At 66.4% G+C, this 16,093-nt stretch carries 17 protein-coding genes and 1 tRNA gene; 7 read left to right on the top strand and 11 right to left on the bottom strand.

What is annotated here, in order from left to right; translation table 11 throughout:
- Positions 1-10: 10 nt before the first annotated feature.
- The 4 genes from BBTA_RS18875 to BBTA_RS18860 form a co-directional block, all read right to left on the bottom strand.
- A complete protein-coding gene (locus BBTA_RS18875; RefSeq protein ID WP_041750752.1) occupies positions 11-265 on the bottom strand; it encodes a porin in 255 nt (84 codons plus the stop codon).
- Positions 266-338: 73 nt separating this feature from the next.
- Positions 339-596, bottom strand: a complete 258-nt coding sequence (locus BBTA_RS18870) for a PilZ domain-containing protein (protein ID WP_012044098.1) — start codon at positions 594-596, stop codon at positions 339-341.
- 159 nt (positions 597-755) lie between these two features.
- Positions 756-830 (bottom strand) — tRNA-Glu (locus BBTA_RS18865).
- A gap of 216 nt (positions 831-1,046) precedes the next feature.
- Positions 1,047-1,379 carry a Rieske 2Fe-2S domain-containing protein gene (locus BBTA_RS18860; RefSeq protein ID WP_012044097.1) on the bottom strand — a complete coding sequence of 111 codons (333 nt, stop codon included), beginning with the start codon at positions 1,377-1,379 and terminating at the stop codon, positions 1,047-1,049.
- 203 nt (positions 1,380-1,582) lie between these two features.
- On the opposite strand from BBTA_RS18860, the gene BBTA_RS18855 reads away from it, so the two are divergent.
- Positions 1,583-2,335 (top strand): hypothetical protein, encoded by a 753-nt coding sequence (locus BBTA_RS18855; RefSeq protein WP_012044096.1) that lies wholly within the window; start codon positions 1,583-1,585, stop codon positions 2,333-2,335.
- Positions 2,336-2,622: 287 nt separating this feature from the next.
- Here BBTA_RS18855 and BBTA_RS18850 read toward each other — a convergent pair whose 3' ends face one another.
- The 4 genes from BBTA_RS18850 to BBTA_RS18835 form a co-directional block, all read right to left on the bottom strand.
- On the bottom strand, positions 2,623-2,838 hold the full coding sequence (locus tag BBTA_RS18850; RefSeq protein WP_041750751.1) for a hypothetical protein: 216 nt from the start codon (positions 2,836-2,838) through the stop codon (positions 2,623-2,625).
- 107 nt (positions 2,839-2,945) lie between these two features.
- Positions 2,946-3,527: a hemerythrin domain-containing protein gene (locus BBTA_RS18845; RefSeq protein WP_012044094.1), complete on the bottom strand. Its 582-nt coding sequence runs from the start codon at positions 3,525-3,527 to the stop codon at positions 2,946-2,948.
- A gap of 140 nt (positions 3,528-3,667) precedes the next feature.
- A complete protein-coding gene (gene hemA / locus BBTA_RS18840) occupies positions 3,668-4,897 on the bottom strand; it encodes a 5-aminolevulinate synthase (RefSeq protein WP_041751516.1) in 1,230 nt (409 codons plus the stop codon).
- Positions 4,898-5,101: 204 nt separating this feature from the next.
- Complete coding sequence (locus BBTA_RS18835; protein WP_041750750.1) at positions 5,102-6,247, bottom strand: PLP-dependent cysteine synthase family protein; 1,146 nt, start codon at positions 6,245-6,247, stop codon at positions 5,102-5,104.
- 703 nt (positions 6,248-6,950) lie between these two features.
- On the opposite strand from BBTA_RS18835, the gene BBTA_RS18825 reads away from it, so the two are divergent.
- The 4 genes from BBTA_RS18825 (at position 6,951) to BBTA_RS39005 (ending at position 11,174) form a co-directional block, all read left to right on the top strand.
- Entirely contained in the window at positions 6,951-7,958 is a 1,008-nt protein-coding gene (locus BBTA_RS18825; RefSeq protein ID WP_012044090.1) for a PrsW family intramembrane metalloprotease, read from the top strand.
- A gap of 123 nt (positions 7,959-8,081) precedes the next feature.
- A complete protein-coding gene (locus BBTA_RS18820) occupies positions 8,082-8,669 on the top strand; it encodes an HdeD family acid-resistance protein (RefSeq protein WP_012044089.1) in 588 nt (195 codons plus the stop codon).
- Between the two features lie 258 nt (positions 8,670-8,927).
- On the top strand, positions 8,928-10,013 hold the full coding sequence (locus tag BBTA_RS18815) for a 3-deoxy-7-phosphoheptulonate synthase (RefSeq protein ID WP_012044088.1): 1,086 nt from the start codon (positions 8,928-8,930) through the stop codon (positions 10,011-10,013).
- Between the two features lie 9 nt (positions 10,014-10,022).
- Positions 10,023-11,174, top strand: coding sequence for a phosphotransferase (locus BBTA_RS39005; RefSeq protein ID WP_083780678.1), 1,152 nt, complete (start codon positions 10,023-10,025; stop codon positions 11,172-11,174).
- Positions 11,175-11,226: 52 nt separating this feature from the next.
- Here BBTA_RS39005 and BBTA_RS18800 read toward each other — a convergent pair whose 3' ends face one another.
- Genes BBTA_RS18800 through epmA form a run of 3 tightly spaced genes read right to left on the bottom strand, consistent with a single transcriptional unit; the run spans position 11,227 to position 13,649 of the window.
- Positions 11,227-11,466, bottom strand: a complete 240-nt coding sequence (locus BBTA_RS18800) for a hypothetical protein (protein ID WP_012044086.1) — start codon at positions 11,464-11,466, stop codon at positions 11,227-11,229.
- A gap of 36 nt (positions 11,467-11,502) precedes the next feature.
- The gene (locus BBTA_RS18795; RefSeq protein WP_012044085.1) at positions 11,503-12,597 is read right to left on the bottom strand and encodes a lysine-2,3-aminomutase-like protein; all 1,095 of its coding nucleotides are present in this window, start codon (positions 12,595-12,597) and stop codon (positions 11,503-11,505) included.
- Positions 12,594-13,649 (bottom strand): EF-P lysine aminoacylase EpmA, encoded by a 1,056-nt coding sequence (epmA, locus tag BBTA_RS18790; RefSeq protein ID WP_012044084.1) that lies wholly within the window; start codon positions 13,647-13,649, stop codon positions 12,594-12,596. The genes BBTA_RS18795 and epmA overlap by 4 nt, the downstream gene beginning before the upstream one ends.
- Positions 13,650-13,784: 135 nt before the next feature.
- Between epmA and efp the strand changes: the two genes are divergently transcribed.
- Complete coding sequence (gene efp / locus BBTA_RS18785) at positions 13,785-14,351, top strand: elongation factor P (RefSeq protein ID WP_012044083.1); 567 nt, start codon at positions 13,785-13,787, stop codon at positions 14,349-14,351.
- Positions 14,352-14,455: 104 nt separating this feature from the next.
- The gene (locus BBTA_RS18780) at positions 14,456-16,048 is read left to right on the top strand and encodes a M23 family metallopeptidase (protein WP_012044082.1); all 1,593 of its coding nucleotides are present in this window, start codon (positions 14,456-14,458) and stop codon (positions 16,046-16,048) included.
- Positions 16,049-16,093: the final 45 nt, after the last annotated feature.

The following is a 16,093-nucleotide window of genomic DNA, read 5'->3' as shown; positions in this document are numbered from 1 at the left end:
GCCGCCAGATTCAACGGCCGAGTCCCGTGCCTGTCTCGACGCGCACGGCGCCGCCGACCTTCATGCACGTGCCGGTTCCCTCGATCCGCACGAAATTGGCGCCGTAGGACGCACAGGGATTGCGGCTGGCTTTGCTCGGCCGTGCTGCCGGCCGCTCCGCGTTGGGAACGCTCGGAGACAACAGGGACGGGCCGACGCTGCCGGCGCAGGCGACGGTCACCACCAGCATGGAGGTGATCGTTCCGCAAAGGATGGATCTGAACATGGCAGCTTGTTAGCGCATCTTCGCCGATTGCGCTGCGCGAAATCACCGCCCCCGCGCAGCCGCGATACGCTGGCTACTTGCCGATGAACTTGACGCCGACCGATGCGCCGCGGCGCCACACCACCTGGCAGAGCCGGCCCGTGCGCGCATCGCGGGCAAAGGCGAGCCGGATCGTTCCCGGCAGGGCCGCCGCATCCTCGAGGGTCAGCTTGGCGCCGGCGCTGGAGATGTCTTGAACCAGGCAATGACGCACAGCGAAGCCACCATCCAGCGTGATCCACGCTGGCTGCTTCATCGACTTTCGGGCTTCCCGCTTCTTGGGCGCGGCCATCATCCTGCTCCTGCTTGCCCGTTGCAGTACGGCAAGGACCCTAATGGAGGGTTGACCGGATCGAACACAGCCAATGCGCCGATGGCCTGACAGGGCTGCGCGAGGAGCCCAATGGTCCGCTGCAGGGAGGCACGGAACGATGGGAGGACGGATGCGGGGTGGCGCTCCCTAGCGGAATCGAACCGCTCTCTCCACCGTGAAAGGGTGGCGTCCTAACCGATAGACGAAGGGAGCAAGACGCACGATGCAGCGAGACCATCGGCCCCGGCGTCATCGCCGTTTGCACGTTCTTGGCAAAACCTTCAGCAAATCAGCGGGTTAAGGCTGAGATCTGCGAGGCCGGCTGAACCATCGAGGATGATTCCGCGCCGCGCGCGCCGAACGTATAGAGGCGTTTGGTCGGCCGGGCAAGCGGCCCGTGCGCGTCGTCCCCGACCTGAACGGCGCGGCTCAGCGTGCGGCGAACGACGGAGAGATGCCATCGGTGTCGATATAGACCACCCCGTCCTCGACCTTGACCGGATAGGCAGCCAGCGCGCTTTCCTGCGGGTGCAGCGGCAGACCGGTCTGCGCATCCCAGGTCCAGTGATGCACAGGGCAGCTGAGCACACGGCCGTCAAAGCCGGCCTCGGCCATCGGCGCCGCCGTATGGGGGCACACGCCCTGGAACGCTTTGAGCTCACCATCGTCGGGCCAGGCGAGGATGATGAGGTGGGCATCGGCGATGACGAGACGCATCCCGCCTTCATCGATCGTGTCGGCCTTGCAGACCCGGGTGAACATGCGGGGCGAAGCTCCGTTGCCAATTGTCGAATCGCAAGCAGCCCCAGCAAGACTCGTTCCGGCGCGGTCGGAAGCCCGCAAGACGCTGATGTCATGGCACCCTTCTTGCTGCCCTCCTCTGCACGTCTCGCCGGCGCCCCAGCGATGTCAGAAAGCTGACATCGCAGCGGACAGGCCGGCGAGCGACAGCCACGGAGTGCGAGATGACCGACATGTCGGAGCTGCGAACGCGCAAGGAGCCGCTCAATCTCGCGATCGTGCATGTCGATCCCGAGGCCTTCATTGCCCACCTGATGGGTTGGCTCGAGATCACCGCCTTCATCAAGGCGCAGCGCGCCGGCGAGGCCACGGTGCCCGCAGATGGCAGCACGCCTGCTTTGTCCGCCGCACAGCTGAAGACCGGCGGCGTGCACGAGGTCGGCAATGACGCGCTGTTCGCCTTCGCCATGACGGCGTCATTGAAGGGCGACAAGGCTGCGCTCGACCAGGTCGAGACCGCGCTGCTCGCTCAGATGGGCACCGACTTCCCGGGCTCGTTCGCGCTGTGGCACTTCCGCGCCACGATCGATGCACCGACCACCTTGGATGACTTCGTCGGACAGGCCGGCAAGAAGATGCTGGCCGGCGACCTGCCGCCGCCCCCGCTCCGCGCCAAGGAGTATTGGAGCGCTGGCCTGCGCTTCTTCGAGAAGGCGCGCAAATCCAACTTCATCCATGAGGTCATGTACCCGCTGGCGAAATGGACGCGGGCGCGCTGGACCGAGACCGCAGAAAAAGGCGTCGCCTTCCTGCATCACATCGAGGACAACGTCCCGGTCCTCCGCGAGGTGCTGGAGGAGCCGCGCAACGACCAGGCCTTCATCGCGAATGCGCTGCTGAGACTGGCGCCCGCCGTCGACATGGAGCTGAACGAGGAATACCAGGGTTTTCTACGTTCGCTGGCACGGCGCAACTGAGCGCTTTGGCGATGGCCATGGCCGTTGCGTTGAGTTTGCCGATCGATCAGCAAAAAGGCCGGCGGGCGTTACGCCGCCGGCCTCTTGTCGCGACTGTCGGCTCCGGCCGTCCGATTCCGTCGCACTCCTGGGGGAGCATGCGAACAGGGTCGCGCGACCTGGTTAATGATGCGTTAACGCTGATGGCGTGAATGAAAACGATCTCACGCGCCGAGCACCGCAACCGAGATGCCGCCGGCACACCGTCACGTGGTGGCGGAGCGGCTTGGCCTCAGCTCAGCACCAAGTCAGCTCAGCACCAAGGCGCGCTTCTTCTCGCGCCGAAGCTTGAGCTCCTGGCAGCCGGACAGCCGGACAAGCTCCTGCGGATACATGTCATAGCCGTGGTTGCCGAACGCGTTCTGCCGCGACATCGGCATCTGCGCCGGTTTGGCGGCCGCATCCGCGGCGCCTCTGGCCATCGAGCTCCGGACCGGCTCGAGCCCAGTATTCAAAGCGGTCATAGCCAACTCCGAGAAAGAGTGCCTTGCCCCATGGGCAACTATAATGGTCTGCCTGCCCGGCGCAATTGAGACAAAGCGCCGGTGAGACAGGATGTCACTTCAGGATGTCACTTGGCGGCCGCGAGGCGGGCCTGCTCGGCCTCCTGCTCCCAGCGCAATATGGTCCGTTCGAGGTTGTGGAATTTCTCCGCCACGTCGCCGTCGAACAGCGGATCCTTCTCGTCGGACATGCGGGCGTCGATGTCGGCCCAGTCCTCGGCCCGCAGCGCATGCAGGGCCGCCGGAAACAGCAGCGTCTCCTCCTTGCGCAGGTGCTCGCGCTGGCTGTCGATGAACTGGTGGACCGCGGCGTGGAAACTCTCGCGCAGGATCTCCTGGTCCGCCAGCACCGCGTTCACCGCATCGGCAAAGCCGCGCAACCGCTGCGCCTCGCTCTCATGCTCGTCGTCGACGTCGCCATAGGTCGCGGCCGCCGCCGGATCGCGCTCGCGCAGCCTGCTGAAGATCATCTCTTCCTTGGGATGGTGACAGCGCTGCGGATAGTCCTCGAAATAGGCGATGATGCTCTGCAATATGTCGTAATCCGGCCGCCGGTTGTGGTCGAACAGATCGAGCTCGTGCTCGAGCACCGCGAGCAGCTTCTCGATATTGCCGTGCTCTTCCAGCAGCGCTTCAATGATCTTGGCCATGGGCTGCCTCGCCTGTTTGCCGGCCGGGCCCGGCCGAGCCGGCTTGTTCCCCGATCACAAAAGACTACGCCCGCGCGAGCGCTGGCGGCATTGCGGCAGATCAAACTGACAGGGCTGCGTGACAGTCAGCTGGGACAGGCCTATTCGGCGGCCAGCGCCTGCGGCGCGCGGGCGAGACCGAGGCGGTCCCAGACGTCGACCAGCGCCTCGGCGAGCGCGTCGATCAGGCCGTCATCATGGTAGGGCGACGGGGTGATCCGCAGCCGCTCCAGCCCCCGTGGCACCGTGGGATAGTTGATCGGCTGAATGTAGATGCCGTGCTCGGAGAGCAGCAGGTCGGACGCCGTCTTGCACTTCTCGGGATCGCCGACATGCACCGGCACGATATGGGTGTCGGACGGCATCACCGGCAGGCCCGCGGCATTCAGCACGGCCTTGAGCCGGGCAGCCCGATCCTGGTGCCGGTCGCGCTCCCATTGCGACGTCTTGAGGTGGCGGATCGCCGCGGTCGCGGCGGCGCAGACCGGCGGCGGCAGCGCCGTGGTGAAGATGAAGCCGGGTGCATAGGACCGGACAGCGTCGATCAGATTGGCGTTGGCGGCGATGTAGCCGCCGAGGCAGCCGAACGCCTTGGCCAGCGTGCCCTCGAGAATGTCGATCCGGGCCATCGCGCCATCGCGCTCGGCAATGCCGCCGCCGCGCGGGCCGTACATGCCGACGGCATGGACCTCGTCGACATAGGTCAAGGCGCCGTAACGCTCGGCAAGATCGCAGATCCGATGCAGCGGCGCGACATCGCCATCCATCGAATACAGGCTTTCGCACACGATCAGCTTGGGACGGTCCGGATCGGCTGCCCGCAGCAGCTCTTCGAGATGCGCGATATCGTTATGCCGCCAGACCTGCTTCTCGGTGCCGGCCTTGCGCACGCCCTCGATCATCGAATTGTGGTTCAGCGCGTCCGAGAGCAGCAGGCAGTTCGGCAGCAGCTTGGCGATGGTCGAGATGCCGGTCTCGTTGGAGACATAGCCCGACGTGAACACCAGCGCCGCCTGCTTGCCGTGGAGGTCGGCGAGCTCGCGCTCCAGTTCGATCAACGGATGGTTGGTGCCGGCAATGTTGCGGGTGCCGCCGGCGCCGGTGCCCATGCGCGCGGCCACATCGACCATGGCGCCGATCACCTTCGGGTGCTGGCCCATGCCGAGATAGTCGTTGGAGCACCAGATCACGACGTCCTTGGGGCCGTCGGGTGCGTGCCAGATCGCGCGGGGAAAGCGGCCGGCGAGGCGCTCGAGATCGGCGAACACACGATAGCGGCGCTCCTGGTGCAACTGGTCGAGCGCGCGGTCGAAATAGCTGTCGTAGTTCATCACCTGATCGTCCTTCCCCTGCCCGCGGCGCAAAGACCGGAGTTTCCGCAAGCGTTTAATGGTCTGTTGCGAGGGCGGACCAAAGCCCAGTTCGGCCGGTCGTTCGTTGATCCAGATCAGGGATCTCGCACAAGGCCGGGCATTGGCGGTCCCCTAAGGTCGCCGTCGCGCCGCTTCGGCGCCCCCGGCGACTCCCGCCGCCCTTCAGTCACTTCGCGGATTGACGGCGTCGGGAATGGCGAGGCGGAGCGGCGCGCCGGTGTCGAGAAAAGCGGACAGCGCCGCGTCATAGGGGGCCGGATCGAGGCCGCGCGCCGCCAGCCATTGCGGATCGTAATAGGTCTGGCGGTAGCGCTCGCCAGAGTCGCAGATCAACGTCACGACCGATCCGATCACACCGGCCTCGCGCATCTCGGAGGCAAGCCGGCATAGCGCCAGGAAGTTGGTCCCGGTCGAGCCGCCGACCGGCCGGCGCAGCCGCCTTGTCAGCACGCTCATCGCCCCGATCGAGGCCGCGTCCGGCACCTTGATCATGCGGTCGACTACCCCCGGCACGAAGGACGGCTCGCAACGCGGCCGGCCGACGCCCTCGATCAGGGACGGCCTCTCGCAGGTCTGCCGGACATCGCCCGAGCAGAAGGCATCGAAAAAGGCGGAATGCTCGACGTCGGCGACGCAGAGCCGCGTGGGATAACGGCGATAGCGCAAATAACGGCCCATGGTCGCCGACGTGCCGCCGGTGCCGGCGCCCATCACGATCCATTCCGGCAGTGGACAGCGCTCGCCCTGCAGCTGGTTGAAGATCGATTCGGCGATATTGTTGTTGCCGCGCCAATCGGTGGCGCGCTCGGCGAAGGTGAACTGATCCATGTAATGACCACCGAGCCGCGCCGCGAGCGCAGCCGCCTCGGCATAGAGCGCCCGGCCATCATCGATCAGGTGGCAATTGCCGCCATAATGGGTGATCGCCGCGATCTTCTCAGGCGAGGTGGTGCGCGGCATCACTGCATAGAACGGCACGCCGATCATCTGCGCGAAATAGGCCTCCGACACCGCGGTCGACCCCGAGGACGCCTCGACCACCGGCGTGCCTTCGCGAATATGACCATTGCAGAGCGCATAGAGAAATAGCGAGCGGGCGAGCCGATGCTTCAGGCTGCCGGTCGGATGCGTCGATTCGTCCTTCAGGTAAATGTCGATGCCCGCCAGCGCCGGCACGATGAGGCGGATCAGATGCGTATCAGCTGTCCGGCACTGATCAGCCTCGATCGCGGCCACGGCATCGTCGACCCAGACGCGGCGGTAGCGAGGCAGCGAGACTTGCGAAGCACGGGAGGCAGGCGAGATCATCCCGGCAACCGACCACGATCCCTGCCTCACATCAAGACCGTCGAGTCCGCCCGCCTGCCTGCGAACAGCACCGCCGGATTACGCGCGATATTTGAATTTGCGCAAAAGCGCGCCTAAAAATTGCACGTTTTCGGGGCGAAATAAGGCGGGTATTGCCGATCCGCGCCACCGGCGCGATGCCTGCATGACGGGCTCCGCTGGAGCCGCTAGACGTAAGCGTAAGCTGCGAGGGGCACGATGAAACTTCTTCCTATTGTCATGATTGCATGTGCGGTCGGCCAGTCTGCCTTTGCCGAAGGCCTCGAATGCAGGCGCGTCGCCGATCCGGTGCCGCGGCTGAGCTGTGTCGAGAAGCCGACGACGGCGGAAATCCCCCCGAGCAGCCGTTCCGATGCGACCGCAGGCGACAGCCAGCGCGAGCCGCCTTCCCGGCGGGAGGCGGACAGTCCCGCCCCGCGCACCACGCGCATCTGCCGCAATTGTTGAACCCTTCGCCGCGTGGCCGCGTCAAACCACGAACTCAGCCTGACGCGGGGCCCGGCGACGACCTGACAGCTGGCCATCTCGATCCGGCGGCCCCGCTGCCGCCGACCGTTGCCCGCCGCGCGCAGCTCACATCACCGTCCAGCTGCGCATGGGAACCGCGATTGGGTCCCCAGGCGGCATTGGATGTTCGGACAACACGGCCTATTTGCCATTTCAGATGAACCTGATTGAAGCCATTCCGACCGTCATTGGCACGGCTGCCATTGCCCCGGCGCTCCTGATCCTGTGGCTTGTGGTTGCCGCCGGCGACAATGCTGGACCGCCGCTCAAGATCTGGACCGCTTTCCTGCTGGGCGCGGCCAGCGTGCTGCTGCTCGGCATCGTCAGGGCGCCGTTTCGCGACGTTGGACTGCAGTTGGACAACCCGTGGATGGCGCAGCTGGTGCGGGCCATTTTCGGCGTGTCGATCCCCGAGGAGATTGCCAAGATCGCCGTGATCGCGGCGATGTCGTCGCGGCGCCGGCAGTTCGGCAATGCCATGGATACGGTGTTCTATGGCGCGGCGGTCGGCCTCGGCTTCGCCGCTTACGAAAACCTCGCTTATCTCGTCCAGCACGCCGAGATGTGGCGGTCCTTGGCCGTGCTGCGCAGCATCCTCACGGTGCCGTTCCATGGCGCACTCGGCATTATCGCCGGTGCGTATCTGGCGATCGCCCGCACCGGGACGGCGCTGGGCGCCCATCGCCACAACCGCGACTGGGCGCGGTGGTCGAGCTGGGTCCTGGTGCTGGCAGCGCCGGTGGCGCTGCATGCCGCGTTCGACTACCCGCTGCTGATGCTGCAACGAGGCTCGGGTCTCGACCCGACGGCGCGGCTGTGGCTCGGCGGCGTCAGCGTGCTGATCGGCTTTTCGTCGATCGCACTTGCCGTGCGGCTGGTGCGGCGGGTGGCCCGTCATCACACGCCGCGCACCGACGTCGCGCGCGCGCGGCTGAGCCAGCTGCGACGGATGTGGGCGCTGCTTCTGCTCGGCGGCGCCGCCGGCTTCATCGGGCTCGGCTTCGTCCTGACCTCGGTGCGGCACTGGCTGCTCAACCCCGACCGCAATGTCGCGGGTGTGCTCGTCCCGCTCGGACTCACCGCCATTCTGCTCGGAGCCGCGCTATTGATTGTCACAACGACGATCTACATTTTCGGCCGCAATCGGATCCGCACGACCGCCTGAGCCGGCATATCAGCCTCCCGGTTGCAACGAAATGCGCTTCGCGTGCTTGTCTGGGCGGCGGTTCCGCACCATGTCCGTTGCCGGAGCGTGCGGCATCGAGCGCGCCTGACCGGAGTTGAGACCATGACCCTGCCCCAGGACACGATCCCCCCCGAACTCGAACGCATGCGGTCGGAGATGGGAGCTGCAGTTCGCGCGCATTGGAAGGCGTTCCTCATCGAGGGCATTCTGCTCGCCGTTCTCGGCCTCCTCGCGATGATCCTGACGCCGCTCGCAAGCCTCGCAGTCACCATCTTTCTGGGCTGGATGTTTCTGATCTCCGGCATCGCCGGCCTTGCGCTCACCTTCTGGGCGCGCGGGATGCCCGGCTTCTGGTGGTCGTTGCTGTCGGCCGCGCTGGCCATCATCGCTGGCTTTATTCTGGTGGCACAGCCGGTCCAGGGCACCGTGACGCTCACGGTCGTCATCGGCGTCTACTTCCTGGCCGAGGGCGTCGCGACCATCATGTACGCGCTGGAGCATCGGCGCGAATTGTCGGGACGCTGGTCGTGGCTGGCCATCTCCGGCATCGTCGACATCGCCATCGCCGGCATCATCATTTCCGGCCTGCCCGGCACCGCGTTGTGGGCGATCGGCCTCCTGGTCGGCATCAACCTGTTGTTCGGCGGCCTGTCGATGATCGGCATGGCGCTCGCGGCACGCAACGGCTGAGACGCAGCGGCTGAGAACCTGCGGCTGGGACTCGGCGGTTGCGATTTTCGGGATGACAAGCGGCCGGCAGGACGCTATAGGACTGGCATGATCACCCTCGCCACCAGCTATTATTGGTACTTTAGCTACGACAGCTCGCTGGCGGCGGGAGGATCGCGCTCAATCTGACACATTGCAGCAAGATATCCGAACAAGCCGCCAGACCTGGCGGCTTTTTTATTGCCGGCAGGTGCGCATCAAGACACGCAGGAGCCCGCCGTGCTGAGCACCACAGACGATCTTCGTATCAAGGAAATCAAGGAATTGAGCCTGCCGGTGGAGGTGATGGGTGAGATCCCGCGCACCCTCACCGCCACCCGCGTCGTGATGGCCGCGCGCAACGCGATCCACGCCATCCTGAACGGCACTGACGATCGCCTGCTGGTCATCGTCGGCCCCTGCTCCATTCACGATCCGAAGGCCGCGATCGATTATGCCGGCCGCCTCGCCGCCTTGCGCGAGCGTCTCAATGACCGGCTGGAAATCGTGATGCGGGTCTATTTCGAGAAGCCGCGCACCACGGTGGGCTGGAAGGGCCTGATCAACGACCCCGATCTCAACAATTCCTTCGACATCAACAAGGGCCTGCGGCTGGCGCGCAACGTGCTGTCCGCCGTCAACAATCTCGGCCTGCCCGCGGGATGCGAATTCCTCGACATGACAACGCCGCAATACATTGCCGACCTCGTCGCCTGGGCCGCGATCGGCGCGCGCACCACCGAGAGCCAGATCCATCGCGAGCTGGCCTCCGGCCTGTCCTGCCCGGTCGGCTTCAAGAACGGCACCGACGGCAACATCCGCATCGCCGCCGACGCGGTGAAATCAGCCGCCCATCCGCATCATTTCATGGCGGTCACCAAAGGCGGGCGCTCCGGCATCGCGGCCACCACCGGCAATGAAGACTGCCACATCATCCTGCGCGGCGGCAGCGGCCCGAACTACGACGCGGCCCATGTCGAGCAGGCCGCGAGCGAGCTGGTCAAGGCCGGCCTGCCGGCGCGGCTGATGATCGACACCAGCCACGCCAATTCCAGCAAGAAGCCGGAGAACCAGCCGCTCGTCGCCGCAGATATCGCCGGCCAGCTCGCGGCCGGCGAGCAGCGCATCATGGGCGTGATGATCGAGAGCCATCTCGTCGCCGGTCGCCAGGACGTCAAGCCGGGCGTGCCGCTGACCTATGGCCAGAGCATCACCGACGGCTGTATCGGTTGGGACACGACGGTCGCGGTGCTGGAGCAACTCGCCGACGCCGTCACCACGCGGCGGACACGGCGCAACGAGTCCGTGCGCGAGCGCTCGGCGTAACGCGAACAGATGAACAAAGCGGCGCCATCCGGCGCCGCTTCCGGCGAGGTTGCCGATGCGCGCGACGGCTGCCCGGTTCGCATTCGACGCCCGACGTTCTCCTCTCGCGCTCACCACAGCCGGAGTACCCACGTGGTTGAATGCCTCGACCTGATCCCCTCATCGCGGCAGGAGATCGTACGCCACGCTCTCGCCGAAGCGTTCGGCGCTGGTCGCATGGCTGCTCGCTTCAGGCGTCTGAAAGGCGGCGTGTCGGGAGCGCTGATTTGTCGGGTCGATATCGGGGAACGGTGCTACGTCCTGCGCGTCGAGCCTGAGCGAACGGCCGTTCATCACCGTCGGCGCGGCTTTGCCTGCATGACGATTGCGGCAGCGGCAGGCGTAGCGCCCGCTGTGCATTATGCCGACCCGGTGGGTGGCGTCGCCATTATGGACTTCGTCGATCCGCGACCGCTGTCCGAGCATCCGGGGAATACAGCTGGACTGGTCCGAGAGCTCGGCGGTCTCGTCAACCGGCTGCAGTCGACGCCGACTTTCGTGCCGCTGGACCAGCCGGGCGACATCGTTGCCACGGTGCTCGCCACCTTGGACAGATCGGGCCTGCTTGCCCGCGGCCTATTGGATGGTCACAGAGAGAACCTCGCTCGCATCCGCGCTGCCATTCCCTGGACCCCATGCGGTCTGGTTTCGAGCCACAATGACCCCAACCCGCGAAACCTGATCTTCGATGGCAGGCGGCTGTGGCTGATCGACTGGGAGCTCGCAGCCTGCAACGATCCGCTGTTCGACTTAGCCATTGTGACCTTTGAATTGGCGGCGACCGAGGACCTTGCGAAGGTTCTCTGCGTCGCCGCCGGCAGGACGCCAAGCCGCAGCTTCTTGGCTCGGCTGGCCGTGACTCGTTTGCTGGCCCGGCTGTTCTACGGCGGCATTGCGCTGGAGGCGTTGGCCGCCGGCCCCGGCGCCGCGCCGGAACACACGATCGACGGTCTGACGCCCGCCGAATTCCACCGCGCCGTCCTCGAGGGACGCCTCGCCGTTGATGGGCCTGACATCGCCAGGGCATTCGGCATGATGTCGCTCGCCACCTTCATGCGAGGCGTGTCGGAGCCCGGCTTCGACGAAGTGCTCGCATGGGCTCGCGACGCCGAAGCACCATGATCCGCTCAGCCTGGCCACGGTCCACGATCGGCGCGCGGCAAGCTCGCCGTGCTCAGCAGCCGCGGCAGATGCTCTTGATTTTGCGATCGAGCTCGCGGTCTTCCTTGCTGACATTGCTCATCGAACTGTCCTCCGCGGCCTGCTCGGCCTTGGGCAGATCGCTCGGGCGCGGCTGACGGCGCTTCTTCTGCATCTGCATCGATGCATCGCTGTTTGCGCCGGTGCTCTGCGCCAACGTCGCGCCATCGGTCACGAGGATCAGGAGCCCCATCGCGATCGCAAGTCTCTTCATGTTGCTCCTCCGTGTCAGCGGAATCGGCCGGACACTTCACTCGGCCGCGGGCGGATAGAGATGCGCCTCGCCGCAATAGTCAATCACACGATAGCGGGTTTGCGTACCTGCGGCATGATCCTGCTCAACAAAATCCTCCGCAGTGAGGTATTGCGGCCCCACCGGGGCCTTGCCGTAGCCGCCGGGAATGTCGAGCACGTAATCGGGCTGGCACAGACCGGACACCCGGCCGCGCAATGCGCGAAGCAGCGACTGGCCATGCTCCAGGGTTGTGCGCAGATGCGCCGTCCCCGGCGCGAGATCACCGTGGTGGAGATAATAGGGCTTGATGCGCGTCTCGACGAAGGCGCGCATCAGAGCCTCCAGGGTGGCCACATCGTCATTGACCCCGCGCAGCAGCACGGATTGGCTGACCAGCGGAATTCCCGCGTCGATCAACCGGGCGCAGGCGCTCCGTACCGCGGCATTCAATTCGCGCGGATGATTGGCGTGCAGCGCCACCCAGGTCGCGGCGCCCTGCACCTTCAACGCATCGACCAGCGCCGCCGTGATGCGCTGGGGATCGGCGACCGGCAGGCGCGTATGGATGCGGATGATCCTGACGTGATCGATGGCGGCGAGATCGGCCATGATCTCCTTCAACCGCCGCGGCGACAGCATCAGCGGATCGCCGCCGGTCAGGATCACCTCCCAGATCTCGCCATGGGATCGGATGTAAGCGAGCGCCGCGCGATACGCCTCCTCGGACAGCGCATTGTCCTTGCCCGGCCCGACCATCTCGCGGCGGAAGCAGAAGCGGCAATACACGGCGCAGACATGCACGAGCTTGAGCAGCACGCGATCGGGATAACGGTGCACGATGCCCGGCACCGGCGCATGCGCATCGTCGCCGATCGGATCGCCGCGCTCGCCGGGATGCGCCTTCAACTCGTCCGCCGACGGCACGAATTGGCGGGCGATCGGATCGTCGGGATCGTCAGCGTCGATCAGGTCGGCGAGATGCGTCGTCACCGCGACGGCATAACGCTGCGCCACGCGCTCCAGCGTCGCCTCGTCGGACGGCGCAGCGAGGCCCTGCGCAACCAGGTCGGCAGCGCTGCGCAATGTCGTGGGCCGTTCAATTCTGTTCATCGCTCACCTGCCGGTGGCGTCCACACCACCTGATCGATTCTGGCAGCGCCCGACGCCAGCATCACCAGCCGGTCGAAGCCGAGCGCAACGCCGCTGGCTTGCGGCATCTCGGCGACCGCGGCCAGGAAATCCTCATCCAGCGGGTAGCGCTCGCCATAGCGCCGCTGCTTCTCGGTCATGTCCTGCTCGAACCGCCGGCGCTGCTCGGCTGCATCGGTCAGCTCGCCAAAGCCGTTGGCGAGCTCGACGCCGCAGGCATAGACCTCGAAGCGCTCGGCGACCTCAGGCTGCCCTGCCTTGACCCGCGCCAGCGCGGCTTCCGGGCTCGGATATTCATACAGCACCGTGAGGCGGCCCTGTCCGAGATGCGGCTCGACATGCTCGACCAGCAGCTTGCTGAACAGGTCCGACCAGGTGTCGTCGTCGCTGATCCGGATCTTGCCCGCCGCGGCCGCGGCCAGCGCCGCGCGGTCGCCCGTGCGGTTGCGGATCGTGGCCAGCAGATCGATGCCGGCGTAGCGCGCGAAGGCCGCAGCGACCGTCAGCAGCTCGGGCTCGGCGAACGGATCGGCGGTCCGGCCGCGGAACGAAAATTGTTGGATTCCGGTCGCCTGGGCGGCGTGAGCGATCAGGACGACGGCGTCGGCCATGATGGCATCATAAGGCGCCTCGGCCCGGTACCATTCCAGCATCGTGAATTCCGGCAGATGCAGGTCGCCGCGCTCGCGGTCGCGGAACACCCGGGCGAATTCGAAGATGCGGCGCTCCCCGGCGGCCAGGAGCTTCTTGCAGGCGAATTCCGGTGAGGTTCTGAGATACCTTTTCAAGCGGGTTCCGTCCGCCCCCGTGAGCTCGGTCGCCGGGGCGTGCAGATGGGTCTCGTTGCCCGGCGACACCTGCAGGATGCCGGTTTCGACCTCGGTGAACCCCTGCTCCGCGAACCAGGCCCGCACCGCGCGCATGATCGCGGCCCGCGCTTGCAGGAACGGCCGGACGTCGGCATGGCGCTGGGGCGACCACCACGGCGAGGGTTTGGGCTCCCCGGACATCATCGGATCGGTCGCCGGGGCTGTAAAAGACTGGCAAGGCCGGACAAAATCAGTATGTTGCGCCCCGAAACCGAACCCGGCGTCCGACCGCCGCCCGGCGCTGCCCGTTGCCGGGCCCCTAGATCAGGAAAAACAGCTTTGAAAGTCATCGCCAGCTCTATTCGCAAGGGTAACGTCATTGAGCAAGACGGCAAGCTCTACGTCGTCGTGACGGCCGAAAACATCCATCCCGGCAAGGGCACCCCGGTCAGCCAGATCGAAATGCGCCGAATCAGCGATGGCGTGAAGATCTCGGAGCGCTACAAGACCACCGACCAGGTCGAGAAGGTCACGATCGAGGAGCGCAACTACACCTATCTGTACGAGGATCCGGACGGCTTCCACTTCATGAACCCGGAGACCTACGACCAGGTGCTGGTGCCGAAGGACGTCGTCGGTTCGCAGGCGGCGTATCTCCAGGAGAACATGACCGTCAAGCTCTCGATGCACGACGTGGTCCCGGTCTCGATCGCGCTGCCGCAGCGCGTCACGCTCGAGGTCGTCGACACCGAGCCGGTCACTAAGGGCCAGACCGCGTCGTCGTCCTACAAGCCGGCGGTGCTGTCCAATGGCGTGCGCACCGGCGTGCCGCCGCACATCACGGTCGGCACCCGCATCGTCGTCATGACCGAAGACGGCTCGTATTGCGAGCGCGCCAAGGACTGAGGCCCGCACAGGGCATGGCTTGATCTGACGCCGGGGGGCGTGCGGGATTGGGGGCAAGCAGAGGGGCAAGACGCATCATCACGGTTGCCGTCCTGGCGGCGATCATGATGCTGGCCGCGCCGTCCGCAGGGCGCGCGGCCGACGGCTTCGCCTCGCCGGCCCGCACGGTCCATCGCACTGATTGGCGAGCCGCGTCGGACCAATTGCGCTCCGAGCTCAACGCGGCGCCCGAGGTCGCCGCCGACTTTGCCCTCAGCGCGCGCCGGCGCAGCGTCGGTCCGGATGACCCGCGCAGATGGCCTGCGCTGATCCAGCTCAACGGCGTGACCTCGGCGATCTTCACGGGGATCGGACGCAGTCCGGTCCCCGTTTTGCTGCCGTTCGATGCCACCGCCTATCTGGCGGCGCGCCGCCATGGCGTCAGCGCTGGGGCACCTCCGAAGGATGTCCAGGCCGATTTTCACACCGACCTGTTCGCCGCCGGCCCGTCCGGCTACGACGCGGTGTTCTCGCTGCCGGCGGAGACGTCCGATGGCCTGCCGTCGCGGGTCTTCGCCAAACCGGTCGAGATCCAGATCACTGGCTCGGCCATCACCTACGACATCACCGATCCGGCCGGCGGCAAGGGCGATCCGGTCAAGGCGCTGGCCGCATATTATCCTGACCTGCGCCGTTTCATCCGCGAAGGCTATGTGCGCTACGCCTTCACCCGCTTCGGCGTGCCCTATGTGGTCTCGATCCAATGCCTCGACAGTGCGCCGCGGCCGCGGCGGCTGGCCTGCCGCGAGGCCTATCCGATCGCCGAGCGCTTCCTGAAGGCGCTGCGGGTGGCTGGCGGTCTGCCGGCCCGCCTGCCGCCCGGCATGACGCCGATGGCCGCCGAGCGGCCCGAGACCTTCTCGGCCGACTTCACCTACCGTCCGTCGGGCGACATCGTCGCCAATAGCGGCGCGCGCGGCCAGACCGGCCGGGCCGACCGCACCGCCTATGCACAGATCCGCTTCCCGCTGGATGCGCCGGCCTATGTGCACTCGCAATCGTTCGGCCGCCGCCGCGCCAGCGACAAGCTCGAGCAGCCCTGGAGCCAGTATCCCTGGCGCGACAATTTCTGCGAGGCGCGCGATTTCAATGTCGGCCAATGCGCCAGCGGCCTCGGCCATCAGGGCCAGGACATCCGGCCCGGCGCCTGTCCCACGCGGCGCGACGGCCCCGATGGCTGCGATCCGTGGCAGCAGCGCGTGCTCGCGGTGCGCGACGGCGTGGTGATCCGATCGGCCAAGCAGCAGGCGGTGACCGTGCAGGTCAACAGCGGCACCGAGCATATCCGCTTCCGCTACATGCACATGAACCCGATGGCGATGGACAAAGACGGCCTGCTCAACGGCCGGCCGTTGCGCGAAGGCGAACCGATCGGCGTGGTCTCGAACTATCTCGACCATCCCAACGGCACCACGCGCCATTTGCATTTCGACGTGCAATTGTTCACGCGCGACGGCTGGATCTGGGTCAATCCCTATACGACGCTGGTCGCCGCCTATGAGCGCCTGATCGGCGGCCGTGGCCGCGAGATCGGCCCGGAGACGACGACGCCACCGGCGCTGTCGTCAGCCGTCACGCTGGCGCCGGCGATGACCGGTGCGCTTCCGCCCGCCGCCGGCCCGCAGGCCGATGCCGCCGCAGGGCGTCATCGGAACTGATCGCGCCGCGGCCTGGCTTGCCGGAACCGACCTCCCCGCCCGCGG

The organism is Bradyrhizobium sp. BTAi1, from assembly GCF_000015165.1.
In the GTDB taxonomy this organism is placed as follows: Bacteria; Pseudomonadota; Alphaproteobacteria; order Rhizobiales; family Xanthobacteraceae; genus Bradyrhizobium; species Bradyrhizobium denitrificans.
Note: the sequence above shows the minus strand (reverse complement) of the source record. Positions and strands in the feature narration are given on the sequence as shown.